The following is a 25,607-nucleotide window of genomic DNA, read 5'->3' as shown; positions in this document are numbered from 1 at the left end:
GTACAAAGTTAATCTATAAGCCGGGTTCTGTAATAAGCAGCCATTTATCTAGGCTTGCTGTCACCAACAAGCTCAAGCGACCTACCCTGCTACAGTGCGAGCAACACTATTGTAGCACTATTTGGTCTTGCTTTAGATGGGGTTTACAATGCCATTGAGTGTTACCACCAATGCGGTGTGCTCTTACCACACCTTTTCACCCTTACCTTTTAACAAGGCGGTATATTTTCTGTTGCACTTTCCGTAGGCTCACACCTCCCAGATGTTATCTGGCATCTTGCTCTATAAAGCCCGGACTTTCCTCATCTAACCGCTAAAGCTATATTATATAAGTCTATTAGCTATATTTAATAGCCACATATAATAATAAAACTCTTTTCGTGGTCAGACGCGACTGCCCGATCAACTTTGTAACCTTTAACCTTGCCTAAGCTTAGCTAATTCAATCATGGTATTAGATTTTACAGAATTATATTCTTCCTGCAAAGTAACTATCTTAGCATTATAAGCCTTTTTTATTTTTATAAGTTCAGTTCCAAGCTCCATTCTATCGTTATTTAGCTTTTCCCTATAATCATTATACTGTTCTTGTAGCTGAATTCTATCGTATCTAACAGCCTGAATAAGCTTAAACAACTCTACTATATCCTTTGGATATTCATTTAGCTTATTAATACTAAAGCCTTCTTCGGCTTTATAATTGCAATCATCAGGTTGATCTATCATATCAAAACTTGGTTTCTTCATGAGCATGTATAATGACTTAAATTTAATAAAAACTATATGTATGCCAATCTATCAAAAGCTACTAATAATTGCAATGCAATAGTAGCTATTCCAGATAGTAATATCATAACAAGGTACAGTTTACTTAACAAGTGGTTTCTGGATTCTCTATTTCTAAGTATCCAAACCATAATAGCTGGCTGAATAATCAGCAAGAAAGCCACAAAAATACTTGCATAACCTAAAGCAGCTATAAAACTATTAACAAAGTATATTGCAAAAATTAGAGGAGGAACTAACGTTATGATCACAGCTAAGAGTTTTTTTAATTTTTTCGAAGTATCTAACTTATATAAATCCTTATTAAAAGAAAACAATGCCAGTGCAACCCCTAAGAATGAAGTTATAGTAGCAAAATTCTCAAAAAGCTGAATAAATAACAATGGTTTAGTTTGTCCTAATCCTTTATATGCTTGTGTTAGTGTTTGAGCTTTACTGCTTAAATCAATAAAGCCATTAGTACCATATAAATTAACTGTACCTAAGGTAGTAATAACCCAAACTATATATACCAACAAAGGTGTTAAAGCACCTATTGCTACTGTTTTTTTGAATACTTTATCATTACCAAAGTAGTTCCGAATAGAAGGAATAACTATATGAAAACCAAAAGATGTAACTAATATTGGAATAGCAAACCAGGCGTACTCAATGCCCAAAGTTTTGTTTTCTAACAAAGAACTTTTGATTTCAGGAGCAACAAAGGCTACAAATAGTACAAATGCTAGGATTTTCAAACTCAAAAACAACTCATTAACTCTAAAAACTACTCGTATACCCTTGAATATAAAAAAACCAAATACCACACAGAATACGAACTTTGCAACGTTACTATCAGTTATTCCACATAAGCTAAATACATAAGTTTGAAAAAGTTGTCCTCCCATAAATATATAAGCTGTAAGTAGAGAATATAACAATAATAAATAAAACAGAAAATTTAATACTCTACCAAACTTTCCTAGTAGGTTGTAAGTAATAGAATCCATATCTGTACCTAAAGGCTGCGAAGTATTAGCCTCAACCATAAGCATAGCTGTAGCAAACATGATAATCCAAACTAAAAACAGCAACACTATAGCATACTTAAAACCAACAGCTGCCACAGCAAATGGTATACCAAGCATTCCTGCGCCAACTGCTGTACCAGCTATTATAGCTATTGCGCCTAACTGTTTTACGATAGAAACTTCTTTCATGATTATCCCAAACGCTATCCAAACGTCAAATTATAACAACAAATAACTAATGTCTCTAATGAAATCCAGCTATAAAACTTGATTTACAAGTTAAAACCTAACATAATAAAACCAAGTGTAAATATAAATAAGTAACAAATTAAACTAAAATACGTCTCAAGTAACTCTACCGTTTTTGCCTTTGAGCCAGTTTTGCAACGTTTTTTGGTAAAGTAAAATGATGAAAAATATACGTTTCAACTATAGTTAGTGACGCTTTTATACTTACCAGTTATTTCAAAAGCAAACAATAAAAAGATGCTGACAAAGCGCTAATTTCTAGGATCAAAATCCATTTTTTCTTTCATTTGTCGATAAAACTCTTTTTTATCTTCAGTATCTGCTAAAGGTAATTTAACATCGTATACTATATAAAAATCTCCGCCAGCAAGACCTTTGCCCTTTATACGCATTTTACGCCCAGATTGTGTACCTTCTGGTACCTTCATCCTTTTTTTACCAAAAGGCGTATCTATCTCTAAAGTTGTTCCAAGAGCTGCTTCCCATGGTGCTACACTAACATGCTCATAGACATCATTGTCATCAATTTCATAATTTTTATGCGCAACCACTTCTATCTTTATATATAAATCACCACTAGGAGCATTTATACCTTTTCCTTTAGCACCTTTTTCTTTTAATCTAAGCTTTTTGCCATTTCCTATAGCTTCAGGGATATTTACCTCTACAGTTTTGTGTTGCATAGTTGGCATTCCTTGAGCCCCAGCCTCTTGATAACTATAAGACACTGTTCGCTTACCACCTTTAATAGCCTCTTCAACACTCAAGCGTAAAGATACTGTCATATCCTCACCTTTTACTGCTTTTGTTTGACCTCCACCAAAACCTCTTGAACCGCCACTTGCTCCGTTAAATAGATCTCCAAAAATATCACCTAGATCCTCAAAGTTAAAACTTTGTGAACTTGAACTTGCTCCAGAAAATCCGCTAAAACCGCCTCGACCTCCAAAACCACCTTGTTGTACTTTGTCCCAATTCTCACCATAATTATCATACAGAGTTCTCTTTTCTTTATCTTTAAGGACTTCATATGCTTTTTGAATTTCTTTGAATTTTTCTTCAGCTCCAGCCTCTTTGTTTACATCTGGATGATATTTTTTAGCTAACCTTCTATATGCTTTTTTTAAATCTGCTTCAGAGCAATCTCTACTTACACCCAATAATGAATAATAATCTGCCATTTAGCTTAAAACTCCCAACTGTCATTTATTCTATGTGTCTAATTATCTTATTCTAACAAAGTTATATATAAAAATGTTATACATATAGTCATTTCTATGTATATTTTATCTGCAATTCAACCATACCCACCTTTAGCAGGTATAACAACATACCTTCAGACTAAATACAGGCATTCATATCTAAGGTTAATTACACACACTTAACTTTACCAGGTTAAAGATAAGGTCATCTTAACCAAAAACAAGTTATATTGATTAAAAATTAGAACATTTATCATCTAATTCTTAATCAATATAACTGCAATCTCCAACAATACGCTATATATGTTTCCCGCAACATAGCTTATCTTAGTTGCAAATAAACAATAAATCTTAGTTAAAATTTTTATTAATTTTATTATTGTTTAAATATTTATCTTATTGTGTATAATATGTAAATAATAAATTAAACAAAAGTTTTTTATGCGTAAAATAATGTTATTAATTGCTTGTGGTATATGCTCTTTGGGTGTAGCTTATAGTGGCGATTCGGTTATCAAACTATATTTTGTCAATGATTCTATAGACCCTATTGATTTTAGTTTAGATATTTATAGTGGAGGTGGTGAAGGCCCAGGAGCTTTTTTTCGTTTACAAAATGGGCCTCATGTAGGCTCTATGTATCATGCTGGGTTTGGAAAATTAGGTACAAGTTTAACCAATGGCAAATATTTTTTTCCTGACCAAAAAACTTTAGTAAGAAATTATACGCAAAGGGATGGCTATAATGATTATGTAGCGTTTGGTGTACTTAACGGCTTAACTGGTAAAGTAAAGGGGTTAAACTATAAATCATCCCCAAGTGGATGGCATTATTGCAATCTTTTTCCAGGTGATAGCCCAACAGTTTATATGTATAGGGGAGATGAACTTGTGGTAATACCAAAAAAATCTGGAAAATGTACCTTTAAAGTAACTGAAGAGAACGGAGAACTTGCATCTTGGGTTGGTGATGATCACTCCCCAACAAAAATCACTCCCGATAACCCAACAGGCAAGTTAGGTAAGTCAACAAATAATATAGATAGTTCTGTTGAAAATATTACTAATAGTTCAAACTCTAGCAATAAAGTCACCAACTCAAATCAATTTGACATATCAGTAAGTGGTGAAGATGGGAGGGTTAACTATCAAATAAAACTACAAGAAAATCCTGAACTAGACCAACAACTAGATGATAAATACTTCGCCATAACTGGTATACATAGAGCTCACATTTAAAAAATTTATAATAAGAAAAAAGAGATTGTTATATGAAAAAAATTATAAAATACTCTACATTAGTAGCAGTAATCTGCCTTAGTAATTCAGCTCTTGCAAGTTCAAACGATATTACAGAACAAAAATCAGACCGTGATACAATAAATGAATATATTGCTCAACATTTTAATCTTGATACGTACAAACACTTTTATCAGCCATTTCCAAACTGGCTAGACCACCTTCTTGAATTGGAAAATTCATATATCTATGACCAAGATTACTCTTATGATGATACATATACGTCTTCTGTTGATAAACCTGAAATATATGAAGAGAATACAACAATAACACAAATTGGTTCTACTTACATTTTTGAGAACACTACTGACGAAACTAAAAAAATCACCGCTGCTGACCTAAACAACAGAATTGGAAAAATAACTCTAACACTAGATAAAGAAACAGGATTTGCAACAATTGACAGACTATGGTCTATAAAAGATCTTAAAGGTTATTATAACTTTACATACTTCTATGGTGAAGCTATACTCAATCTACCAGGAGTAATAGAAAACCTGGTATACCGGTTATATACTTGGCCAACTTCTCCAAATGAGAATAATAAATTCTATTCACATAATCCTATAGATAAGTCCTATACTATAGACGAAAACCGTTATGGTGGTCAAACCATAATAGAAATTGCTCCTCATTCATCATCCGAGGTAAAAATATACCTAAATTTATCTAAAGTAAAAGGAGGGTTTGACTTTATTACTCCTATGCATGGCGACGTATCCGTATTCTTTAACGCTGTTGGTCAAGACGATACAACAAACAAAGTAGGAACATATTATGATCAATCAGAACATAAAGGATACGTTGCGAAGTTTTCAGTATATGATTTACTAGACAGAATCAACCTTAATATAGTCCATAATAGGATGCCTGAATACTCATCTTTACCAGATAATATAAGCTTATCTAATGATATCCATAGTTTAGTGTTGCTAAAAGGTCATGGAACTTACTATACCGAAGAAGCTACTAGCGTTAAAGTAGTAAAGCAAGCATATGATTCCAAAGGGGATCCTATTGGAGTAGCAACAACCTCCATTCTAGCTACTAAAAAAATTTAAGCTTTAATGTTTATTAAGTGGTACAGATGATAGATTTAAACATATCATCAAGAACTATGTTTTATTGACGTCCTAGTACTTAAAGGCCCAATCTATGATTACTGTGCTAAAATAATTATGATTAGTTACGTAAAATAAATAATAGTTGGGAGTTTTAAGCTAAATGGCAAATTATTATTCATTATTAGGAGTAAGTAAAGATTGCTCTGACTCTGATTTTAAAAAAACATATAGAAGGTTAGCTAAAAAATATCATCCAGATGTAAACAAAGAAATCGGAGCAGAAAAAAATTTAAAGAAATTTGAAAGATTATATTTAATGTTAAATAAAACTCATGCTATTTTTCCAGCACTCATTGATACGCAAGCTAAGTATTATGTACAAAAAATAAGTACACCTATTGGTTTTATGCTTGCTATAGCAGATAATAACTATCTCTATTGGCTATCATTTATGAATGACTTAAAACAAGACTCCTTAGGAGATATACCAAAATATTATCGTGAGACAATATTGTTTCAAACAAATACTATTTTAAACAACCTAAACAAAGAACTAGGTGAATATTTTAAAGGCCAACTAAAAAGTTTCAATATACCATTAAAACTAGTAGGTACTGACTTTCAAAAACAAGCCTGGCAAGAATTACTAAAAATCCCGTATGGTAAAACTATCAGTTATCTGGAACAAGCTCAAAATATTGGTAAAGCTAAAGCATATCGTGCTGTAGCAAATGCTAATGGAAAAAATCCTATATCTATAATAGTCCCTTGCCATAGAGTTATAAATGCTAATGGAAAATTAGGTGGGTATACTGGAGGGATAGAGAAAAAGATTTTTTTACTTAATTGTGAAAATAACACGCCTTAAAATCTTTAGATAATACGTTTCCTATGCAACCATATCCAAACTAAAGGTATAGCTATAATTATTATGTCTGCTATTACTAAAATTAATGTGTATTGAAAAACATTACTCACCCGAGAAAAAGCAGGTGGAAATAACCCTAATATAAAGCCTAGTATACACATCACTATCGCAACTACTGACATCGCTATAAGTAACCAATTTGTACTTCGTTTGCCAACATAAAATACCCTATAAATATCTGGCCTAATAAACCTAAGCCTGATAGCAGAGATAAATACCATAATCCACATAACTACAGTAAACTGCGATGTAATAGCTACCAGTAGAGCAAATGCTGCGTATACCGAAGGCATAATTAAAAAAGTTAAAGATAAAACCATAACAATAAGTACCTGAATCATTAACATATTAACTGGCATACCAAATCTATTTTTTCCTGACATAATTTTTGGGAAAAATTTTTGCTCTGCTGCTGTTTGCATACCTCTAGCTGGACCTAAAATCCAGGTACTAAGAGCTGCTAACATTCCTACAGTTATCAACACTACTATTATTGGTTTAGCATTTGCTAAACCAATAATATTTAACACTTGTGATATCCCTTGTATTAAACCATTTAATACATTTACGTCTTTTACAGGAATAATAATTGTTAAAGATATTGTGGCTAAAATAGTTAAAGATACTATAATTACAACTGCTATTAATATTGACCTAGGAATATTTTTTTCAGGGTTATTGATATTAGTCATATGAAAAGCAACCGACTGTATACCTGAGTAAGAAGAGAATGTCTTGACTAATAATGCATATGTACTTAAAGAAAAAATAGGTAATACCTCATTAAAGCCATGATACTCTAAATTGCTTTGTCCTGTTGCTAGAAAATATATCGCTCCAGCTATTAGCAAAATTCCAGGCACAATCATACCAAAAATAGCCCCGGTTATATTTAAGATAATAACTCTTTTAAATGGTAAACAATTAAACAAACTGATAACTATAAACACCGCTGCCATAGCTAGCCAAAAGAAAAAACTAGTCTGTGTATTTTCAGCAAACCCACGAAACCCTATGTAAGAAAAAGTAGCTATCAATGCAGTAACTGAACTAGGGAAGCCAACCACATTATTAAACCATTCCAACCACATAGCTAATACACCTGCCTTCTCACCAAGGCCTGCTTTAACCCAACTAAAGACACCGCCGTTATTGTGCGTAATCATGCTACTAAGCTCAGCACATATAAGCGCTGTTGGTAGCAAAAATGTAATAGCCGCTATTAAATAAAAGAAAATGCTTTGAAGTCCTATAGTTGCCATATAAGCAATAGAACTTAAATTTATTATTGCAGAAATATTTAACATGGTAAGTGATAATGTTGAAATCTTTCTATTTAACTGCTGCATACCAATCCCTAAATAAAATACTCTTTAACTTCTGATCCTAGATTATAATGATTATGTAATATCAAATATTTTGCAAAGATATTTTAAACGATAAATTGGTAACCTTTCATTTCTAATACTTAAAAATTTATTATAAAATGATACCAATTAACTCAACTTAGTTGTAGACTAGTTTGGTTTAAACAAAAAATACTAAAATGAGGTACAAAATTAAAAATATGTACCTTACGAAATGCTAAACAATAAGGAGAAGCATACATGCAAGCACAAGAACATATCGAAAAGATTATAGCTGAAGTTGAAAAGAAAGACTCTCATGAAAAAGAATTTATTCAAGCAGTAAAGGAAGTTCTTCATACTTTAAAACCAGCTTTGGAAAAAAATCCTAAATATATAGAAGAAAATATTTTAGGTAGAATAGTAGAGCCAGAAAGAGGAATTTCTTTTAGAGTGCCTTGGGTCGATAGAAATGGTAATGTACAAGTAAATAGAGGTTATAGATACCAGTTTAACGGTGCTATTGGACCTTACAAAGGTGGTATTAGATTCCATCCAAGCGTTTACTCTGGAATTATTAAATTCTTAGGCTTTGAACAAATTTTTAAAAATAGTCTTACTACTTTACCTCTAGGTGGTGGTAAAGGTGGTGCTGACTTTGATCCTAAGGGTAAAACAGATGCTGAAATTATGAATTTCTGTCAAAGCTTTATGACTGAATTACAAAGACATATTGGCCCTGATATTGACGTTCCAGCTGGTGATATTGGAGTTGGTGGAAAAGAAATTGGCTACATGTATGGTCAGTATAGAAGAATCCGTGGAGCTTTTGAAAATGGTGTTTTAACTGGTAAATCTTTAGAGTCTGGTGGAAGCTTAATCCGCCCAGAAGCTACAGGATATGGTGCTGTTTTCTTCTTAGATGAAATGCTAAAGCACGATGGTGCATCACTAAAAGGCAAAACTGTTGTTGTATCTGGTTATGGTAATGTATCTTGGGGTGTATGTAAAAAACTTGATCAACTTGGTGCTAAAGCTGTTACAATTTCGGGTTCAAAAGGTTTTGTACACGATCCAGCTGGTATCATCGGTAATGAGAAGATCGAGTTTTTATTAAAAATTCGTGAAGGTAAAGCTAGCATGCAAGATTATGCTGATAAGTTTGGCGCCACTTTCCATGCTGGTCAAAAGCCTTGGGGAATTAATGCTGATATTGCTATCCCATGTGCCACTCAAAATGAAATCGATGTTGCAGATGCTGAAAAGCTTATCCAATCAGGTGTTAAATATATAGTTGAAGCTTCTAACATGCCTACAACAAATGAGGCGATAGAATTCCTAATGAGTAAAGGAGTAATTCTAGCTCCTGGTAAAGCTGCTAACGCTGGTGGTGTTGCTACTTCGGGTCTAGAAATGTGCCAAAACTCTGCAAGAATTGCTTGGACAGCTGAAGAAGTAGAAACTAAACTACAGCAGATTATGGCTAATATTTTTAACGCTTGTAGAATAGCGAGTGAAAAATACGGTCTCGGTTATAATCTAGTTGCTGGTGCTAACTTAGCAGGATTTGAAAAAATAGCTGAAGCTATGATTCAACAAGGCAGATATTAATTTCTCACTCTTTTATACATTTCTTTTTCTAAAAAAATTTCAAACAACTGGTATACTTACTAAATTTATTAAGAGTATATATTTTTATTTTTCTGATGTTAACACAACACAACAGTCACTACGATGTAATCATAATAGGCGCTGGAGCTGCTGGACTTATGTGTGCTATAGAAGCAGGCAAAAGACAACGTAAAGTTTTAGTTATAGATCATGCTAACAAAGTTGGCAAAAAGATTTTAATGTCTGGTGGTGGACGTTGTAATTTCACAAACTACAATGTTGCTCCTGATAGATATTTATCTGATAACCAACATTTTATGAAATCTGCTCTTAGCCGTTATACACAGTGGGATTTTATTGGTTTAGTCAGTGATTATAATATTCCCTACCATGAAAAAACTTTAGGGCAACTTTTTTGTGATAATAAAGCTAAAGATATCGTAAATATGCTTCTAGCTGAATGTGATAAATATAATGTCAAGATAAAACTAGAAACTAAAATTAATAAAATTTACAAACAACAAATCTGTTTTAATGTGATAACAGAAACTTTGGATTATAGTTGTGAGTCACTAGTTATAGCAACTGGAGGTCTTTCAATACCAACTATGGGAGCTACTGGATTTGGTTATAAAATAGCAAAACAATTTGGACTAAAAGTAAACTCCCAAAGAGCTGGGCTTGTGCCTTTTATTTTTAGTAAAGAAGATCAACAAAAGTTTGCTGAGTTAAAAGGCATCTCAATTTTCTGTAATGTCTCTAATGCTAAAGCTAGCTTTGATGAAAATATTTTATTTACTCATAAAGGTTTAAGTGGACCAGCCATTTTGCAGATATCTTCTTATTGGAATACTGGCGAAGCTATAAATATAAATTTATCGCCTAAGATTAGTATTCAAGATTTCTTAGTAGAGAAAAAACAATCTGGTCTTAAAAGCATACTTAAAAATACTCTAACTGAATTATTGCCAAAAAATTTTGTGACTACTTTTCTTGACGAAGAATTTTTGTCTAAAAGAATATGTGACCTATCCAATGAAGAAATAAACCAGGCAGCCTCTAAGCTACACAACTGGGTTATTTACCCACAGACTACCGAAGGCTACCGTACCGCAGAAGTAACTCTAGGTGGTATAAACTGTGATGAGCTTTCCTCTAAAACTCTTGAATCTAAGAAAGTTAAAAACCTGTATTTTATAGGTGAAGTTGTTGATATAACTGGTTGGCTTGGAGGCTATAATTTCCAGTGGGCTTGGTCTTCTGGTTGGGTTACTGGACAAGTTGTATAATTTTTTACTCTAAGCTATAATAAAATTTAACTCACCTAAATATGTTACTAATCTTATGAGAATACCAGCTGAGAGAGAGTTTGTCATAAAGAAAGCTGTTTTTAAGGCTATAAAAAAAAATGAAAGCCCAGCAAAACTTGCTAATTCATTTGGAATTTCTAAAAGCACTATATATAAATATCGTCGAGCTTTGAGAGATCAAGGATTTATCAAGAAAAATGAAAATGGCATATATGTTGCCGTAGAAAATAAATTTTCAATAAAAAAGGCTATTCCACAATCTGGTGATTTATTTTCAACAACTACAAAGAATCACTTTGCAGAACCTGAGTATACTAAAATAACAGATATCCCAGTCCGTGATGATATAGAACAACGACTTCAATCAAAAGTTCAAGAAATGAGAAAAATAAAACAAGAACATGACAATGAAAAAGGCGTATTTAAAAAATTACTAGGAAAATTTAAAAAGAAACTCTAATATCTATAACATTTACACAATAGTATTTTTATCTTAAACTAGCTCTAACTATTGAATTAACATAAAAAATTTAGTGAAAAAATTTAATATACTTATAACAGGTTGTTCCCACGGTGGTATTGGTTATGTTACAGCTGTATACCTCAGAGATTTAGGACATAGAGTTTTTGCATCAGCACGACAACAAAAAGATGTTAATGCCCTAAATGCAGAAGGTTTTGAAACATATCTAATTGACGTAACTAACTATGAGCATATTGATAATGCTTTAGATGACATTTTACAGAAAACTAATGGAACTCTTGATGTCGTATTTAATAATGCTGGCTTTGGGCAAGCTGGAGCTTTAGAAGATATTGAAACAAAACACCTTAAAGAACAGTTTGAAACTAATGTTTTTGGATTGCATAATTTAACGGTAAAAGCTTTAAAAATAATGCGTAAGCAAGGATATGGTAAAATTATCCAACACAGCTCAGTATTAGGTCTTATAGCAATGAAATATCGTGGAGCTTATAACGCTAGCAAATATGCTGTTGAAGGCTTAGCCGACACTATGAGGTTAGAGCTTAAAGGCTCTGACATATACATGAGCACTCTAAATACAGGACCAATTACGAGTAAATTTAGGGAGAACTCATTAAAAACTATCAAGAACGTTGAATTTGAAAAATCAGCCCATAAGCTACAATATGAAAAAATACTAGCTGGTAAACACAAAAAAGTTCCTTTTAATGAACCTGCTATTTCCGTAGCTAAAATAGTAGAGAAAATAATAAACTCAAACAAACCAAAACCAAGATACTACATAACAAAAGCTACTATAATCATGGCTATTTTTAAAAGAGTACTTCCTAGCAAACTTATGGATACTTTCCTTAGTAAATATTAGGTTTTAGGCTTATTAATATTTAGCTTATGATTTCTTTTTTTATCAGGCTCTAATATTTCTGGAGAACCTATTCTATTAAATAAATAGTAACTTAAACCTCAGTTCGGAATTAAAAGTATTGAAAACTAAAGGTTTGAGAATGTTTTTAGGTTAAAATAAGCGAAAAACCTTTAAATTCTGACAAGAATGATAGATCAACTTATTTCAACCTTTTGCCGTATAGACGACTTTTGTATTATTTATCATAAAGAATTACAAAACAAGTCAATTGATTACAAAAAGAAAAAAGCTGGTTTAAAACCAAATTTATCTTTAAGCGAAATAATGACTATTTTGATTATGTATCAAGCTCTTAGATATAAAGATTTTAAAACCTATTATGTTGAGTTTATAAAAACCTACTGGAAGCAGTACTTTCCTACAGCCCCATCTTATAATCGTTTTGTAGAATTAATTGATATAGCAATGTCACCTTTAATAGCATTTATATCAAGTAACCATGGTAAGCATACAGGTTTATATTTTATAGATGCTACTAAATTACCTGTTTGTCATAATCTAAGAGAGTCTAGACACAAGGTGTTTAAAGGTTTGGCAGCTAAAAGTAAAACTAGTACTGGCTGGTTCTTTGGTTTTAAGCTTCATTTACTAACTAATCATATTGGTGAAATTGTTAGTATCAATATTAGCTCAGGAAATAAGGATGATAGAAGCTTCTTAACTAAATTATGCCATGGACTTAAAGGATTGGTGTTTGGTGATAGAGGTTATATTTCAAAAGATAAAGCTCAATTACTTGAGCAACAAGGCTTAAAGCTTATAACTACTCTAAAAAAGAATATGAAAAAAGTTCCTAGAACCAGATTTGAAAAAGCTATGTTAGCTAAGAGGTCTATCATTGAGACTATTTTTGACTATCTCAAAAATAATCTAACTTTGTGGCATACTAGGCATAGATCTATAAACAATGCTTTTACTCATCTTATGGCTGCTTTGGCTCAGTTTATTATTTCTCCAATTAAAATTAATAACTACAAGTATTTAGGTATGAAATAATTATCGAACTGAGGTTAACTTAACCAATTAAAGCTAACAACAAATTTATTTCTTATGCTAACCAAAAAAGTTATATGCACACCACCCCATATAAACCAACCTAATTTACCTGTAAGATTTAAACCAAATATCCTAGCTATAGCAGAATGTTTTTGTATTATAGCCATTGTACCTAGATCTTTGTATTTAAAATTTTTATATTTTTTTGCCTTATTTCTATTTACAATATGGTTAGCAATATATTTGCCTTGCTGCTTAGCTACAGAAGCTAATCCAGGCAAAGGGTTATCTGTACATCTAGAAATATCACCACCAAAATAGATATTATTGTACTCACTATGGGTCAAATCTGGTAAGACGTTTACTTTACCTTTTGACATTTGTTTCTCCATCCATGGTCCTAAGGGCTTTCCTTTTAAAACGGTACTCCATATAATAGTAGCACCCTTATAGATAGATTTATCTGTTTGCACACAATTTTCAGAGATATTAGTAACGGTTTCATTTAAATGGATTTTCACACCACGTTTTACCAATGAAGAATAAGCATAATCAGATAATTTCTTAGGAAAAGCTGATAGGATTTTATCTCCACGATCAACCATATAGATATTTATGTCTTTTTTAGTAAAGCTAGTGTAAGTATGAAAAACATCGGTTGAAAGTACATCCAACAAAGCGCCTGTAATCTCAACTCCTGTTGCTCCTGCACCGATTATAATAAAAGTCAGATGCTTAAGGATTTCAACCATAGAGCTAGAACTTTCTGCTAACTCAAATTGCTTTATAATATGAGATTTAATCTTTTGAGCGTCATATGCTGTTTTTAAAGAAAGCGTATAATTTTTCCATTCATCATTACCTAAATAATCGTACTCAACTCCTGGAGCTACTACTAGATAGTCATATTTATAAATATTTTCTGAAGTTTTTACTATTTGTTTACTGGGGCATATATCTATTACTTCGCCCATCTTAAATTTCACGCTAGGTTTATTATGCAATACTTTTCTAATAGGTGCTACGACGGAGTTTAAAGGGATAAAAGCAGTAGCTGCCTGATATAACATAGGTTGAAACACATGATGGTTACTTTTATCCAATAAAGTGATTTCAAATTGGTCACTACATTTAGATAGTTTTTGTATACAATTTATACCAACAAAACCAGCGCCTATTATAACTATTTTTTTCATTTTTAGCACCCACTTAGTTGTAACTAATATATAAGGTATTGAATAAATAATATTGTTAGCTACCAAGCATACAATAAATTATATGTAAACTGACACTAGAATTTAAGGACTATTTTATAAACATTACTTTCTAAATTTATATAATACCCACCCTATTAATATAAATATAGCTGGACCAATGATAAGCTCTAATTCATATATAAGCATTTCACTTAATGTCTGAATATCACTTGGTGGTTGAAAGCTAAATAAAATACCTAGCGTTGTTGAAACGAATACTAAAAAACCTAATAAATACCTAAACTTATTACTCATAAGCTTTATATAAGCAACTACCAAATATAAATAAGGTATAAAATAAAGTATTGTTGCCATCAATATTAGTGCTTGATACATCACATTTACCGATGGTAAAAAACTAGTCAACAACACTATAACTGTAACCAAAACACCCATAGCTACTAGGGCATTTTTTGGAGAATCATGTTTGTTTGTTTTATGTAACCACTCTGGCAAAATCCCTCTCGGTGTACATTTAAAAAACATAACAACAGGGGCTAACAACCATATACTTACAGCTGCTAATTCAGCAAACGTTAATAAAAATGCCATTAATTTTGGGAACCATGCCCAATCAAATCTATGACCAATTATTTCAAAAGCAGTCATTAATCCAGAAGTCCCATTAATACTATCTGGAGAAGAGACTAAATTTAAGGCTACAGTCCCCAATATATATAGACCTAACAGTATAAAGGCAGATGCTAATAATCCATAGTAAAGATTCTTTTTTACATTTCTAACTGAATTAGCAAATGTAGGGATAATTTCTATACCAGCCATAGCAAACATTATAATAGTAAGCGTAGACAGATTCCCCCACGTGCTACCTTGTGGTATAAAATTAGAAACTGAAAAATCAGTAGCACTTTTGCCAGCTACAAAATAAGCAGCAAACCCTAAAACAATAATAGCTATAGCAGGTATAAATGAACCAAGTATCCCACCAACGTCAACAAGATATTTATTGACTTTTAGACCATAAAAACTAACAAATGTAACTAGCCAAAAAGCACTTAATACTACTATAACAATATAATAATTATTATTAACTAACTCTGGGTGACCTATAAAATAAGCAAAGTTAGTTGCTAAGAACATTAGTACAGCTGGATAATAAAATATAGTGTTTACCCAATATAGCCAAGCAACCATAAAACCAGATTTTTCACCTAATGCTCTAGTTGTCCAAGCATACATACCACCTTCATCAGGATACTTCCTGGATAATTGAACAGCTATAACTACTAATGGTAGAAAGAAAATCAAAGCTCCAAGTATCCAAAAGAATACTGCTGAAGCTCCTAAACACGCTGCTACTGGTATCCATCTAATACCAAAATTAGCTGTAACAGCCATAATAGTAACATCTTTAAAACCAAGAACTTTATTATTATCTGAAGAAGATAAATCCATAAATAATACCTATTTTGTAATCAATAGGTATTATTATAGGTCAAAATAAGCTTAATAATAAGAAAAAATTATAGAAGTATTAGAATAAATTACATCATACCTGGCATGCCGCCCATGCCGCCACCCATAGGCATAGCTGGAGTATCTTCTTTGATTTCACCAACCATAGCTTCTGTAGTGATCATCAAACCTGCAATTGAGGCTGCATGCTGTAAAGCAGAACGAGTAACTTTAGTAGGATCTAAGATACCCATCTCAACCATATCGCCATAAGTGTCATTTGCAGCATTGTAGCCATGATTACCTTGCTTAGCTTTTACTTCATTTACAACTACAGAAGGTTCTCCACCAGCATTCGCTACGATCTGTCTAAGAGGAGCTTCTATTGCTCTTTTTAGCAACAAGATACCATGATTTTGGTCTTCATTGTCACCTTTTAGACCTTCTAAAGCTTTCTGAGCTCTAATTAAAGCAACCCCTCCACCAGGTACGATGCCTTCTTCTACAGCAGCACGAGTAGCGTGTAAAGCATCATCTACACGGTCTTTTTTCTCTTTCATTTCAGCTTCTGTAATAGCACCAACTTTAATTACTGCTACACCACCAGAAAGCTTAGCTAATCTTTCTTGTAATTTTTCGCGGTCATAATCAGAAGTTACTTCTTCGATATTCGCCTTAATCTGCTTAACTCTATTAGCTATTGCATCTTTATCACCAGCACCGTCAATTATAGTGGTATCGTCTTTGGTTACTTGTACTCTACCTGCTGTACCTAGATGCTCCATATTAGTTTCTTCAAGTTTCATACCAAGATCTTCAGAAATTACTGTAGCACCTGTTAAGATTGCAATATCTTCTAGCATAGCTTTACGACGATCACCAAAACCAGGAGCTTTTACAGCACATACTTTAACAACTCCTCTCATATTGTTTACTACTAGAGTTGCTAAAGCTTCACTTTCTACATCTTCTGCGATAATTAATAATGCCTTACCAGACTTAGATACACCTTCTAATACTGGAAGTAACTCACGGATATTAGAAATTTTCTTATCTACAAGCAAGATGAACGGGCTTTCTAAATCTGTAGTCATGTTCTCTTGGTTTGTAGCAAAGTATGGAGATAAGTAACCTCTATCAAACTGCATACCTTCTACTACGTCTAGTTCATCCTCAAAACCTTTGCCTTCTTCTACAGTTATCACACCTTCTTTACCAACTTTTGCCATCGCATCAGCGATAATCTTACCTACTGTAGAGTCAGAGTTAGCAGAGATAGTACCTACTTGCTCTATGGATTTAGCATCTGAACAAGGCTTTGAAAGTACTTTTAATTCTTCTACTAGTTTACCAGCGGCTTTATCAATACCTCTTTTTAAATCCATAGGGTTCATACCTGCAGCAACAGCTTTTAAACCTTCTGTAAGTAAGGCTTGAGCAAGAACAGTAGCTGTAGTAGTACCATCACCTGCAACATCAGCTGTTTTTGATGCTACTTCTTTTACGATTTGAGCACCCATGTTCTCAAATTTATCTTCTAGCTCAATTTCTTTAGCTACTGATACACCATCTTTAGTTATAGCAGGAGCACCATATGCCTTATCTAATACAACGTTACGACCCTTTGGTCCTAGAGTTACTTTAACTGCATTAGCTAGTGTGTTTACCCCGTCTAACATCTTTGCACGTGCTTCATCCGAAAATAAAACTTTTTTTGCTGCCATATTATTTCTCCTTTAAAATTTGTAAGACTTTTAAGTTACCCAATAATACCCATGATGTCATCTTCTGACATCATCAGAAGAGTTTCATCACCAACCTTTACTTCACTACCTGAATATTTACCAAATAGCACCTTATCGCCAACTTTTACATCCATAGGCTGGGTAGCACCACTTTCTAGCTTTTTACCGTTACCAACAGCTACTACCTCACCTTGACTTGGTTTTTCTTGAGCACTACCAGTTAAGATAATTCCACCTGCAGATTTTGTTTCTTCTTCTGCACGACGAACTAACACTCTATCTTGTAATGGTCTAATATTCATAACGATCTTACTCCTTTGTTATTTATAGAAAATCTCAAATCTTATGCAACTATAGACTCACCTAAATTCTATAGACTTGCAAAGCTAGATATTGTGACTAAAAATTTCTTTTCAAGGTAATTTTTTGTTTTTTTATACATCCTAATACAGTTTACGCAACTTTTAGTCTACAAAAGTTTTAAAACCAAATTAGAAATTAATTCATTTCGATCTCATGAAAGAAAAAAACATTCTCATTTTTATTAATAAGGTCATAATATGCATATAAGCATGAAAAAAAAGATTCTATATTTCTTATATCTTGGTTTACAATTCCTATATTAGGATCAAAAAAAAGAAAAGAATCTCCAGAAATATATAGTAAACAAGAATGGTTCTTACTAGATGCCGCTTCTATATTTTTATGAAAATTTCTACCAGCATAAGAAACTATTGCTGGCTTAGAATCTTTATTAATAAATAAACCAAACGAAAATGATACTATAAACAAACCTTTTCTATCCCTATAATCATTTAAGCTTTCAGCTATACGACTAATTTGGTTATAAATTGTATTCTGTTGAGATATTTCATTTAAGATATACCAACTTTTAACAATCTTAGAACTATGTTTCGCAAATAACTGTTTTGATATAGTATCTATACTGTCCGTTAACTGTTGTAGTGTAAAATCTCCCCATAAATCGAATATATTAAAATTTTTGTCTAGATTATTACTAAAGAAGTCGATATCAAACTTCTTATTATAAGAATTTTGCTGTTTATGTGCAGCGCTCAATGATTTACCAGATCTAATCAAATCACTTTTTATTTTTGATGCGTTTTGAGAAATATAATTAAATAATAAATGTGTAGGCTTCTTTTGACCTTTTATTAACTCTCCAAGTAAAATACTCAAAGTTAGACATAGTCCTTCAGAAAACATTTCTCCTTGGCTAAATTCTGTAAAAAATTTAGAAATATCTAAAAATTGTCCCTTACAACCGATGTTTCTTATTTCATTTTGATAAAAAAATCTAGGCATATCAGCAGCTCCCCTTCGGTAAATATTAACCGTCATATGTTTAAAGTCTTAAAATTATTTAATTGTACCAAGTTTTGGATACTTATCATCTTGGCTTTTTTTAATAAGATTTAAGGATTTTTAATAGGCATAATATGCCAGAAATGGCACAGCCTAGCACAATAAATCTACTGGAGGTGGCTACTTGCTTAGAAAATGATAACTTAATTATGTGAGCTAATTTCATAATTAAATTGACCAAAAGCTGGCCAAAAGGTTATTTTATTTATATCATATGCTTATACACCCATAGCTTAACTGGATAGAGCGTCGCCCTCCGGAGGCGGATGCGGGGGTTCGAGTCCCTCTGGGTGTGCCATAAATTAAAACATATAAACACCTTAAAACTCATTGGGTAACAAATAGGTAACAACTCGTTTACTTTTTCATGTAAATAAATTTTAAAATCTCTGAAACGCTAGTTGTTGATTTAGATAGCCCTGAGGCTATATAAAACTTTTACAATAGCGTTTCTAAGCATAGCAGACTAATACCTGGAGATAGGAGCTCAACTATGAAATAATTCTCGAACTCAGGTTACTTTTAGATTTTTTGGTCGGAAGTCTAAAATTTTATTAAAAATTTTCATAAGACTTTTATCATCAGTATCTTTTATAACTTCACGACAAATATACATCTTAATAATTTTTTCAATGTTAAGATCCATTTTAGCTACTTCATTACCAGACTTTTCCCATTTTGCTATAGCTGTATGAGATTCATTTACTACTTCTGAAAACTGGCGTAATGACATTTTAAAGTAACTACGGATGAATTTTAATTGGTTACCAGTTATACGGTCTTTAGATTCACCTATTTTTTTATCCATTCATTAGCTATAGCTATATCATCGATAATTGGACACCATTCATTGTCATATCTAACCATCTTCACATCTTTTAATGTAACTGGAAAAATCATTCCTGTATATACATACTCTTTAACTACTTTTTCTTCTAAATTACTCATGACGCTTCCTCCAAATTAATAGCAGTAATAATTGGCATCATATCTACTATGAAAGTTATTATTACTCTTATATTTGTATCTCTAGGTTTGCCCTAAATACAATATTTCCAATCTTCTCTATCATGCTCGTAATTATCTTTCTTTTTATTCCTAATACGTTTTGAATGTCCTTGTAATAAATATAAAACATCAATAGCAGTAATATTTCTCTCTAACATTCTTTGTCTAACATGAGGTAAGAAAATATATTTTTTTATCTGCTATTTTCTGTTCTATCAAAGAAAATAATTCCTTATCTGATTTCTTTGATGGTTTCATAGTTACAGCTCGATTTTATTACTAAAGTAATTATATAATCAACAGAATATTGTGTAAACTATGTTTACAAAAAATAATTATAAAAAAGTCTTTACAAAGATATCATAATAGCAAGTTATGCAAGAGGTCTATTCTAAGTTTTTGGGTATCTTTTGTGTGTAGACCTTTTTGAGATTTAAGAAATGTCAAAATAGTTGACCAGTTTGTCTCTGAGATGTAATATTTCATTCCTGTTAAGTGTGTTATTTATTTCGCAAAACTATTTAAATACACTTAACAACTTTTTTCAAAAATTTTGTTCATGGAACCTAGGTTTATAGAAAATATTTTCTATAATTTAATTTTGATACCATGCAATAATCGTTATATATATTTTCAAAAAAATTATTAACATTTGTTATATTTTTCAAACTTTCATTCAAACTTTTATTAACAGAAATGCTTGCTGGTGATCCAGCTAAAATCGTCGTCTTATAAAAATTTCTCATATATATCTGTGCTTCTTCTTTATAATGATGTAAAGCAAAACTTACTAATTGATCTAGACCATTTTTATTAAGTTTTACAGTTTTACCAAGCCATGTGTCTACAATATAAAACTCACTATCACCAAACATATGATTAATGTTTTTTAGTAAATCTTCATAAGTTCCGATTTCAATAAATATTGTATTAGCACTACACATCAAAATATTATGAAAAATCTTATTATCATGAACTAACAACAATTCATGTTGGCCAGGACGTAATACCACAGTATAATAGTTATGATCAAGATTAAAATCATATAATTGCAAATATATATGAATTAAATTTGTTAGATCTCCACAATTACCAATCATATATTTTAATACCTGTTCTGCTTGTATATGTACTTCTTTAACATGTGTAGGTTTAATATACGAAGAATAAATTTCAAACAAATTAAATGTTGGCTTATGCCTAAAAGTTAAATTTTGAGATTCAATTGAATTACGTATATATCTAGATGAATGTTCTAAAAGCTTTTCTATTTGCTTCATATAGTTAACCTCAGTTCGGGCTTAAAAGCGTTGTAAATAAAAGGTTTTGTGAGTATCTTTAGGTTAAAATAAGCGAAACATCGTGAAATTTCGACAATAATGATAGATCAACTTATTTCAACCTTTTGTCGTATAGACGACTTTTGTATTATTTACCGTAAAGGATTACAAAGCAAGTCAATTGATTACAAAAAGAAAAAAGTAGGTGTCAAAGCAAGCTTATCCTTAAGTGAAATAATGACTATCTTGATTATGTATCAAGCAGTTAGATATAAAGATTTTAAAACTTACTACATTGAGTTTATAAAAACTTATTGGAAACATTATTTGAGCCTTTCCACTTAACTGTGTAAATTCACTTACATGAATCTCTGAATTCTATGCTCAAACTCGATAGCGAAATAAGGCATAGCCTCATTCCAATATTTAACAGGCATAGACCATTTTTTAGTCAAATAATCTATAGCCAAGTACAAAGATTTGAAAACAGAGTCATCTTTAGGAAATAGCTTTTTATTCTTAATGACTTTCCTAAACTGGCTATTAAGCGATTCAATCGCATTAGTAGTGTAAATAACTTTACGAATTTTTGGAGGATATTGCAAGAATACAGTTAAATTATCCCAATTATTTATCCATGACTTTGAAATTAAAGGATATTTAGTATCATATTTATTTGCAAAGTTATCAAGCTCAGATTGAGCTATTGCAATGGTATCAGCATCATATATTTTCTTTAACTCTCTAGCTACCTCTTTCTTGTCTTTATATGGCACATACTTAAGACTATTACGAATTTGATGAACGATACAAAGCTGATGCTTTGTCTCAGGGTATATAGCTTGTATAGCATCAGACATGCCTTTTAAATTATCAGTACATGCTATAAATATATCCTGTAAGCCTCTATTCTTTAATTCAGTAAAAACACTAAGCCAATATTTAGCACCTTCATTTTGACTGATCCAAAGACCTAATACATCCTTATGACCAGTTAACGATATGCCAAGAGCCACATACACAGCTTTATTAATAATATGCTTGTCTTCTCTAACTTTAACGACTATACAGTCAAAAAACACTATTGGATAAACTGACTCTAAAGGTCTATTTTGCCATGCTTTAACATCATCAATAATAGCTTCTGTAACATCACTTATAAAGCTTGTACTTATCTTTGTATCATATAACTCAAATAACTGTTGTTGGATATCTGTAGTACTCATACCTTTAGCATACAAAGATATAATTTTTTGGTCTAAGCCGTTTATCTTGGTGACTCTTTTGGGAACTATTTGAGGTTCAAAGTCACTATCTCTATCTCGTGGAACTGATATTTCCAAATTACCTGTGTCTGTAGCTAATGTCTTGTTACTATAGCCATTCCTAGCATTTGATGAATTAGTCCTTTGGTGTTTTGAATAACCAAGATGACTATTCATTTCTGCATCTAGTGCTTTTTCTAATAATCGTTTTGTTAGTTGCTTTAGCAAACCATCTTTCTCAAACATTTGATTAATATCAACACCTGAATCTATTATTTGATCTGCAATAGCTGTGTAAATATCTTCTGACTTCTTATTCTTAGACATTGTTTCTATCCTTAATATTTCGCTAGAAATAATCTAGCAGGTTAATTAAGAATTTACACATTTATTTGGAAAGTCCCCATTATTTCCCTACAGCCCCATCCTATAATCTAGCAGGTTAATTAAGAATTTACACATTTATTTGGAAAGCCCCAAAAAATATGAAAAAAGTTCCTAGAACTAGGTTTGAAAAGGCTATGTTAACTAAGATCTATCATTGAGACTATCTTTGATTATCTCAAAAATAATCTAACTTTATGCCACACAAGACACAGATCCATAAACAATGCTTTTACTCATCTTATAACTGCATTAGCCCAATTTATTATATGCCCAATTAAAATTAATAATTACAAGAGCTTAACTATGAAATAATTCTCGAACTCAGGTTAAATAGTTAGATTTAATAAAGAACTATGTATAAGAAGTCGCTATTTCTAAAATTTCCTTTAATCTTTTTTCTGTGTCAGCCATAACTAGAATCATCACCTTATTATTAAGATCAAGGTTACCTATACATGTTATTACCACACCTTCACTATCGCCATATTTGTAGTCAACCTTGTTTGACTTAAGATACTCATGATAATCTTTTATAGTAGCACCTTTGGGCACAATAACATTATTATGTCCTATCCAAGGCTTATGCTCACCTTCACGCAATTCGTACGCAAGAAAACCAGCGTATATTGCTCCAGTTTGACGCGCATTAACCTCCAAAATATAAGGTACAATTTTACCATCTATATTTCTAATCAAAAGATCAACTCCAATAATACCTCTAACTCCCATATCTCTGAGTATTTCTGTTATCTGGTCACAAATTGCAATAACAGCTGGTTCATCACTAAATTTTGATTTATATTTATTGCCCAAATGTGTTTGGCCATCTAACATTTGATCGCTAAGTCCTAGACATATATCATCTTCTTTTTTATCTGCTATACAAACCTGAAATGCCGGTGAGCCAACATTATCTAACCAAGGGTCTAGCATAAAAACTTCTACGTTTTCCATTAATTTTAAGATATCTCTTAATTCTTTTTCACTCCCAAAACGGTGAATACCATACCCAGAACACGCTCGGGGTATAACTACAGCACACTCATAAATACCCTCACTTTCATATCTATGATATATTTTCAAAGATTTCTTGACATAGTCTTCACTTATTGTCGAAATTATATCTACACCAGGTACTAATATACCTTTTTGATCTAACAACTGCCGTAAAAAAGACTTATCATTCAAAAATTGTGATAAAGACTCTGAAAGACCATAATATTTTTTATATTTTATACCTAGCAACTCTATTGCTGCTGCTGAGGTAAATGGCACGATATGTGTATAGCTAGGATCGCTAAATTCTGGAATTTGGTTAGCGTAATTCATAACTAAAGTAGATAAGCTATAGTAATCTGTGGCTTTATCTATAAAAATAAAATTACTCATATTTATATAACTTAAACCTATATCTGTGAAATATTCTATAACCTGCTTAATCTCTGTCTTAGCATTTTTAGACAAAATTATCTTATGGTCTTTTGCTAACAAACAGACAGTACGTGTGGCATATTTATCTACAAAAGAACTTACCAAATCTGCTCCGTGTATATCTGTTGTATTAGGTATATGGATAGCTTTTTGCCCCCAAATTCTTTCAGCTATCTTATTTGTAGTCTTGTTTATCATACATGGAATCCCTTTTTTGGTTGTAACAAATCATAAGCGTCAACCAAAGCTTTAGCAAATGCTTCTACTATTAATTTCAGCTTACTATTATCTACTGTTAACTCTGCGATATTGTAATTGTCATTATCTGTAGTGGTAACTGATAATAAATCTTTAGGAATGTCTACACACACTGTATTAAGTTCACTCACAAGGTAATGTGCAACTAAATGCTCTGCTAAGATATAAGGTCTATCATACTCTACAACTATGCCTTTACTCTGTAACTCTACAGTTAATGTGTTTAGTAACTCTTTAGATGCAAAAATACCATTAGCATGGTCACCAGTAAAAAGTTCCGTTACCCTTTTTACTCCTTCTTTATGACTGTTTTTATATAGGTTTATGTATTCTAGAAGATTATCAGGATTCTCTTTTACTGCTTCTGAATAATATTCTTGTTTTAAGTTTGGGGAATAACTTGACATAGTATGTAACTCTATTGATAAAGCGTTATAACTCTTTGCTAGAGCAACTACATGACATAATTTAGCCATATAATCATTGTATAGTTTAACTAAAGAGTTCTTTAGTTCTAGGTGTTTACTATAATCAATAATGTTTCTTAAACAATTAGGATAAAGCCTATTTGCATCCAAAACTGAACGAGGAAAGGAAGGCTCTAATACCAAAGTGTTTAAACCGTAAGTGGTATAGAGTTTTTCTGCAATAGCATGACTAAGCTGCTGAGCCCCAAAATCATATTCTATTGATAAAAAATCAGCAAGATCTCGTATATTTAGTTTAACCAACTCTGCTATAACTGGATAATCATAGTTAATAAAATCCATACCTATCTCAGCATGCGGACAAGTTATTAGTAAATCAAATTTGAGATTTTCCTGAGTATAAAAATATAAAGTAGCACAATCGTAATACTTAATGCAGAAAGGTTCTTTTGTTAATTTATTTATTTGACTCATTAGACTACTACAAAAACACCATTTTGTATTATTATTGCTACAGTAGTTAATTATAACAAC

24 protein-coding genes, 1 tRNA gene, 1 other RNA gene and 4 pseudogenes are annotated in these 25,607 nt (G+C 31.8%); 12 read left to right on the top strand and 18 right to left on the bottom strand.

Annotation, left to right across the window (positions count from 1 at the left end; genetic code table 11):
- The 4 genes from rnpB to E3E15_RS01200 form a co-directional block, all read right to left on the bottom strand.
- Window positions 1–410, bottom strand: an RNA gene (rnpB, locus tag E3E15_RS01215) — RNase P RNA component class A.
- A gap of 7 nt (window positions 411–417) precedes the next feature.
- Window positions 418–747 (bottom strand): hypothetical protein, encoded by a 330-nt coding sequence (locus E3E15_RS01210; RefSeq protein ID WP_035721089.1) that lies wholly within the window; start codon window positions 745–747, stop codon window positions 418–420.
- A 32-nt stretch (window positions 748–779) separates the two neighbouring features.
- Window positions 780–1,985: an amino acid permease gene (locus tag E3E15_RS01205; protein ID WP_172106287.1), complete on the bottom strand. Its 1,206-nt coding sequence runs from the start codon at window positions 1,983–1,985 to the stop codon at window positions 780–782.
- Window positions 1,986–2,296: 311 nt separating this feature from the next.
- A complete protein-coding gene (locus E3E15_RS01200; RefSeq protein ID WP_172106286.1) occupies window positions 2,297–3,226 on the bottom strand; it encodes a DnaJ C-terminal domain-containing protein in 930 nt (309 codons plus the stop codon).
- A 462-nt stretch (window positions 3,227–3,688) separates the two neighbouring features.
- Between E3E15_RS01200 and E3E15_RS01195 the strand changes: the two genes are divergently transcribed.
- From E3E15_RS01195 to E3E15_RS01185, 4 genes and pseudogenes are all read left to right on the top strand, one after another.
- The gene (locus E3E15_RS01195) at window positions 3,689–4,486 is read left to right on the top strand and encodes a hypothetical protein (protein ID WP_172106285.1); all 798 of its coding nucleotides are present in this window, start codon (window positions 3,689–3,691) and stop codon (window positions 4,484–4,486) included.
- Between the two features lie 32 nt (window positions 4,487–4,518).
- Window positions 4,519–5,607 (top strand): hypothetical protein, encoded by a 1,089-nt coding sequence (locus E3E15_RS01190; protein WP_172106284.1) that lies wholly within the window; start codon window positions 4,519–4,521, stop codon window positions 5,605–5,607.
- A 163-nt stretch (window positions 5,608–5,770) separates the two neighbouring features.
- Window positions 5,771–5,932: pseudogene (locus E3E15_RS07880) on the top strand (DnaJ domain-containing protein); the annotation flags it as partial.
- Window positions 5,927–6,478 (top strand): methylated-DNA--[protein]-cysteine S-methyltransferase, encoded by a 552-nt coding sequence (locus E3E15_RS01185; RefSeq protein ID WP_209451688.1) that lies wholly within the window; start codon window positions 5,927–5,929, stop codon window positions 6,476–6,478. The pseudogene E3E15_RS07880 and the gene E3E15_RS01185, both read left to right, overlap by 6 nt.
- Before the next feature lie 5 nt (window positions 6,479–6,483).
- Here the strand turns inward: E3E15_RS01185 and E3E15_RS01180 are convergent, their stop codons facing one another.
- Window positions 6,484–7,887: an APC family permease gene (locus E3E15_RS01180; RefSeq protein WP_172106282.1), complete on the bottom strand. Its 1,404-nt coding sequence runs from the start codon at window positions 7,885–7,887 to the stop codon at window positions 6,484–6,486.
- A 258-nt stretch (window positions 7,888–8,145) separates the two neighbouring features.
- Here E3E15_RS01180 and gdhA point away from each other — a divergent pair, with 258 nt between their 5' ends.
- The 5 genes from gdhA (at window position 8,146) to E3E15_RS01155 (ending at window position 13,213) form a co-directional block, all read left to right on the top strand.
- Window positions 8,146–9,495 (top strand): NADP-specific glutamate dehydrogenase, encoded by a 1,350-nt coding sequence (gdhA, locus tag E3E15_RS01175; protein WP_035721021.1) that lies wholly within the window; start codon window positions 8,146–8,148, stop codon window positions 9,493–9,495.
- Window positions 9,496–9,590: 95 nt separating this feature from the next.
- Window positions 9,591–10,784, top strand: coding sequence for a BaiN/RdsA family NAD(P)/FAD-dependent oxidoreductase (locus E3E15_RS01170; RefSeq protein WP_035721020.1), 1,194 nt, complete (start codon window positions 9,591–9,593; stop codon window positions 10,782–10,784).
- 55 nt (window positions 10,785–10,839) lie between these two features.
- Window positions 10,840–11,265 (top strand): FTL_1293 family small RNA FtrC-regulated protein, encoded by a 426-nt coding sequence (locus E3E15_RS01165; RefSeq protein ID WP_035721018.1) that lies wholly within the window; start codon window positions 10,840–10,842, stop codon window positions 11,263–11,265.
- Between the two features lie 73 nt (window positions 11,266–11,338).
- The gene (locus tag E3E15_RS01160; RefSeq protein WP_209451681.1) at window positions 11,339–12,157 is read left to right on the top strand and encodes an SDR family NAD(P)-dependent oxidoreductase; all 819 of its coding nucleotides are present in this window, start codon (window positions 11,339–11,341) and stop codon (window positions 12,155–12,157) included.
- A 186-nt stretch (window positions 12,158–12,343) separates the two neighbouring features.
- Window positions 12,344–13,213 (top strand): IS982 family transposase, encoded by an 870-nt coding sequence (locus E3E15_RS01155; RefSeq protein ID WP_172106281.1) that lies wholly within the window; start codon window positions 12,344–12,346, stop codon window positions 13,211–13,213.
- A 14-nt stretch (window positions 13,214–13,227) separates the two neighbouring features.
- On the opposite strand, the gene E3E15_RS01150 is transcribed toward E3E15_RS01155, so the two are convergent.
- The 5 genes from E3E15_RS01150 to E3E15_RS01130 form a co-directional block, all read right to left on the bottom strand.
- Window positions 13,228–14,409 (bottom strand): NAD(P)/FAD-dependent oxidoreductase, encoded by a 1,182-nt coding sequence (locus E3E15_RS01150; RefSeq protein WP_172106280.1) that lies wholly within the window; start codon window positions 14,407–14,409, stop codon window positions 13,228–13,230.
- Between the two features lie 123 nt (window positions 14,410–14,532).
- A complete protein-coding gene (locus E3E15_RS01145) occupies window positions 14,533–15,885 on the bottom strand; it encodes an APC family permease (protein WP_172106279.1) in 1,353 nt (450 codons plus the stop codon).
- An 89-nt stretch (window positions 15,886–15,974) separates the two neighbouring features.
- Complete coding sequence (groL, locus tag E3E15_RS01140) at window positions 15,975–17,609, bottom strand: chaperonin GroEL (RefSeq protein WP_172106278.1); 1,635 nt, start codon at window positions 17,607–17,609, stop codon at window positions 15,975–15,977.
- A 35-nt stretch (window positions 17,610–17,644) separates the two neighbouring features.
- Complete coding sequence (locus tag E3E15_RS01135; RefSeq protein ID WP_035720971.1) at window positions 17,645–17,932, bottom strand: co-chaperone GroES; 288 nt, start codon at window positions 17,930–17,932, stop codon at window positions 17,645–17,647.
- A 196-nt stretch (window positions 17,933–18,128) separates the two neighbouring features.
- Complete coding sequence (locus E3E15_RS01130) at window positions 18,129–18,956, bottom strand: hypothetical protein (protein WP_172106277.1); 828 nt, start codon at window positions 18,954–18,956, stop codon at window positions 18,129–18,131.
- A gap of 282 nt (window positions 18,957–19,238) precedes the next feature.
- Here E3E15_RS01130 and E3E15_RS01125 point away from each other — a divergent pair.
- A tRNA-Arg gene (locus E3E15_RS01125) sits at window positions 19,239–19,314 on the top strand.
- A gap of 213 nt (window positions 19,315–19,527) precedes the next feature.
- On the opposite strand, the gene E3E15_RS01120 is transcribed toward E3E15_RS01125, so the two are convergent.
- The 5 genes and pseudogenes from E3E15_RS01120 to E3E15_RS01110 all read right to left on the bottom strand — a co-directional run bounded on the left by E3E15_RS01120 (window position 19,528) and on the right by E3E15_RS01110 (window position 21,304).
- Window positions 19,528–19,824: a helix-turn-helix domain-containing protein gene (locus E3E15_RS01120; protein ID WP_172106276.1), complete on the bottom strand. Its 297-nt coding sequence runs from the start codon at window positions 19,822–19,824 to the stop codon at window positions 19,528–19,530.
- Window positions 19,809–19,964, bottom strand: coding sequence for a hypothetical protein (locus tag E3E15_RS01115; protein ID WP_172106275.1), 156 nt, complete (start codon window positions 19,962–19,964; stop codon window positions 19,809–19,811). The genes E3E15_RS01120 and E3E15_RS01115 overlap by 16 nt, the downstream gene beginning before the upstream one ends.
- A 92-nt stretch (window positions 19,965–20,056) precedes the next feature.
- Window positions 20,057–20,182, bottom strand: coding sequence for a hypothetical protein (locus tag E3E15_RS07935; protein ID WP_280954104.1), 126 nt, complete (start codon window positions 20,180–20,182; stop codon window positions 20,057–20,059).
- 229 nt (window positions 20,183–20,411) lie between these two features.
- A pseudogene (locus E3E15_RS07895) lies at window positions 20,412–20,510 on the bottom strand (IS5/IS1182 family transposase); the annotation flags it as partial.
- 86 nt (window positions 20,511–20,596) lie between these two features.
- Window positions 20,597–21,304: a hypothetical protein gene (locus E3E15_RS01110; RefSeq protein WP_035720965.1), complete on the bottom strand. Its 708-nt coding sequence runs from the start codon at window positions 21,302–21,304 to the stop codon at window positions 20,597–20,599.
- Window positions 21,305–21,403: 99 nt separating this feature from the next.
- Between E3E15_RS01110 and E3E15_RS01105 the strand changes: the two are divergent.
- Window positions 21,404–21,631 (top strand): annotated as a pseudogene (locus tag E3E15_RS01105) (IS982 family transposase); the annotation flags it as partial.
- A gap of 32 nt (window positions 21,632–21,663) precedes the next feature.
- Here the strand turns inward: E3E15_RS01105 and E3E15_RS01100 are convergent.
- Window positions 21,664–22,896, bottom strand: a complete 1,233-nt coding sequence (locus tag E3E15_RS01100) for an IS256 family transposase (RefSeq protein WP_172106156.1) — start codon at window positions 22,894–22,896, stop codon at window positions 21,664–21,666.
- Window positions 22,897–23,048: 152 nt separating this feature from the next.
- On the opposite strand from E3E15_RS01100, the pseudogene E3E15_RS01095 reads away from it, so the two are divergent.
- A pseudogene (locus E3E15_RS01095) lies at window positions 23,049–23,268 on the top strand (transposase); the annotation flags it as partial.
- Between the two features lie 39 nt (window positions 23,269–23,307).
- Here E3E15_RS01095 and E3E15_RS01090 read toward each other — a convergent pair.
- Both E3E15_RS01090 and E3E15_RS01085 read right to left on the bottom strand, forming a co-directional pair.
- Window positions 23,308–24,585 carry an ATP-grasp domain-containing protein gene (locus E3E15_RS01090; RefSeq protein WP_172106274.1) on the bottom strand — a complete coding sequence of 426 codons (1,278 nt, stop codon included), beginning with the start codon at window positions 24,583–24,585 and terminating at the stop codon, window positions 23,308–23,310.
- On the bottom strand, window positions 24,582–25,547 hold the full coding sequence (locus tag E3E15_RS01085) for a hypothetical protein (protein ID WP_172106273.1): 966 nt from the start codon (window positions 25,545–25,547) through the stop codon (window positions 24,582–24,584). The genes E3E15_RS01090 and E3E15_RS01085 overlap by 4 nt, the downstream gene beginning before the upstream one ends.
- Between the last annotated feature and the right edge of the window lie 60 nt (window positions 25,548–25,607).

The sequence above is a fragment of the Allofrancisella frigidaquae genome, from assembly GCF_012222825.1.
Lineage (GTDB): Bacteria > Pseudomonadota > Gammaproteobacteria > Francisellales > Francisellaceae > Francisella > Francisella frigidaquae.
This window is presented reverse-complemented; position numbering and strand designations above follow the sequence as displayed.

What these genes read in the sequence shown, in the direction of transcription:
- E3E15_RS01210 (WP_035721089.1), bottom strand. Translation starts at nt 747, where the DNA reads ATGAAGAAACCAAGTTTTGATATGATAGATCAACCTGATGATTGCAAT.
- E3E15_RS01205 (WP_172106287.1), bottom strand. Translation starts at nt 1,985, where the DNA reads ATGAAAGAAGTTTCTATCGTAAAACAGTTAGGCGCAATAGCTATAATA.
- E3E15_RS01200 (WP_172106286.1), bottom strand. Translation starts at nt 3,226, where the DNA reads ATGGCAGATTATTATTCATTATTGGGTGTAAGTAGAGATTGCTCTGAA.
- E3E15_RS01195 (WP_172106285.1), top strand. Translation starts at nt 3,689, where the DNA reads ATGCGTAAAATAATGTTATTAATTGCTTGTGGTATATGCTCTTTGGGT.
- E3E15_RS01190 (WP_172106284.1), top strand. Translation starts at nt 4,519, where the DNA reads ATGAAAAAAATTATAAAATACTCTACATTAGTAGCAGTAATCTGCCTT.
- E3E15_RS01185 (WP_209451688.1), top strand. Translation starts at nt 5,927, where the DNA reads ATGTTAAATAAAACTCATGCTATTTTTCCAGCACTCATTGATACGCAA.
- E3E15_RS01180 (WP_172106282.1), bottom strand. Translation starts at nt 7,887, where the DNA reads ATGCAGCAGTTAAATAGAAAGATTTCAACATTATCACTTACCATGTTA.
- gdhA (WP_035721021.1), top strand. Translation starts at nt 8,146, where the DNA reads ATGCAAGCACAAGAACATATCGAAAAGATTATAGCTGAAGTTGAAAAG.
- E3E15_RS01170 (WP_035721020.1), top strand. Translation starts at nt 9,591, where the DNA reads ATGTTAACACAACACAACAGTCACTACGATGTAATCATAATAGGCGCT.
- E3E15_RS01165 (WP_035721018.1), top strand. Translation starts at nt 10,840, where the DNA reads ATGAGAATACCAGCTGAGAGAGAGTTTGTCATAAAGAAAGCTGTTTTT.
- E3E15_RS01155 (WP_172106281.1), top strand. Translation starts at nt 12,344, where the DNA reads ATGATAGATCAACTTATTTCAACCTTTTGCCGTATAGACGACTTTTGT.
- E3E15_RS01150 (WP_172106280.1), bottom strand. Translation starts at nt 14,409, where the DNA reads ATGAAAAAAATAGTTATAATAGGCGCTGGTTTTGTTGGTATAAATTGT.
- E3E15_RS01145 (WP_172106279.1), bottom strand. Translation starts at nt 15,885, where the DNA reads ATGGATTTATCTTCTTCAGATAATAATAAAGTTCTTGGTTTTAAAGAT.
- groL (WP_172106278.1), bottom strand. Translation starts at nt 17,609, where the DNA reads ATGGCAGCAAAAAAAGTTTTATTTTCGGATGAAGCACGTGCAAAGATG.
- E3E15_RS01135 (WP_035720971.1), bottom strand. Translation starts at nt 17,932, where the DNA reads ATGAATATTAGACCATTACAAGATAGAGTGTTAGTTCGTCGTGCAGAA.
- E3E15_RS01130 (WP_172106277.1), bottom strand. Translation starts at nt 18,956, where the DNA reads ATGCCTAGATTTTTTTATCAAAATGAAATAAGAAACATCGGTTGTAAG.
- E3E15_RS01120 (WP_172106276.1), bottom strand. Translation starts at nt 19,824, where the DNA reads ATGGATAAAAAAATAGGTGAATCTAAAGACCGTATAACTGGTAACCAA.
- E3E15_RS01115 (WP_172106275.1), bottom strand. Translation starts at nt 19,964, where the DNA reads ATGAGTAATTTAGAAGAAAAAGTAGTTAAAGAGTATGTATATACAGGA.
- E3E15_RS07935 (WP_280954104.1), bottom strand. Translation starts at nt 20,182, where the DNA reads ATGTTAGAGAGAAATATTACTGCTATTGATGTTTTATATTTATTACAA.
- E3E15_RS01110 (WP_035720965.1), bottom strand. Translation starts at nt 21,304, where the DNA reads ATGAAGCAAATAGAAAAGCTTTTAGAACATTCATCTAGATATATACGT.
- E3E15_RS01100 (WP_172106156.1), bottom strand. Translation starts at nt 22,896, where the DNA reads ATGTCTAAGAATAAGAAGTCAGAAGATATTTACACAGCTATTGCAGAT.
- E3E15_RS01090 (WP_172106274.1), bottom strand. Translation starts at nt 24,585, where the DNA reads ATGATAAACAAGACTACAAATAAGATAGCTGAAAGAATTTGGGGGCAA.
- E3E15_RS01085 (WP_172106273.1), bottom strand. Translation starts at nt 25,547, where the DNA reads ATGAGTCAAATAAATAAATTAACAAAAGAACCTTTCTGCATTAAGTAT.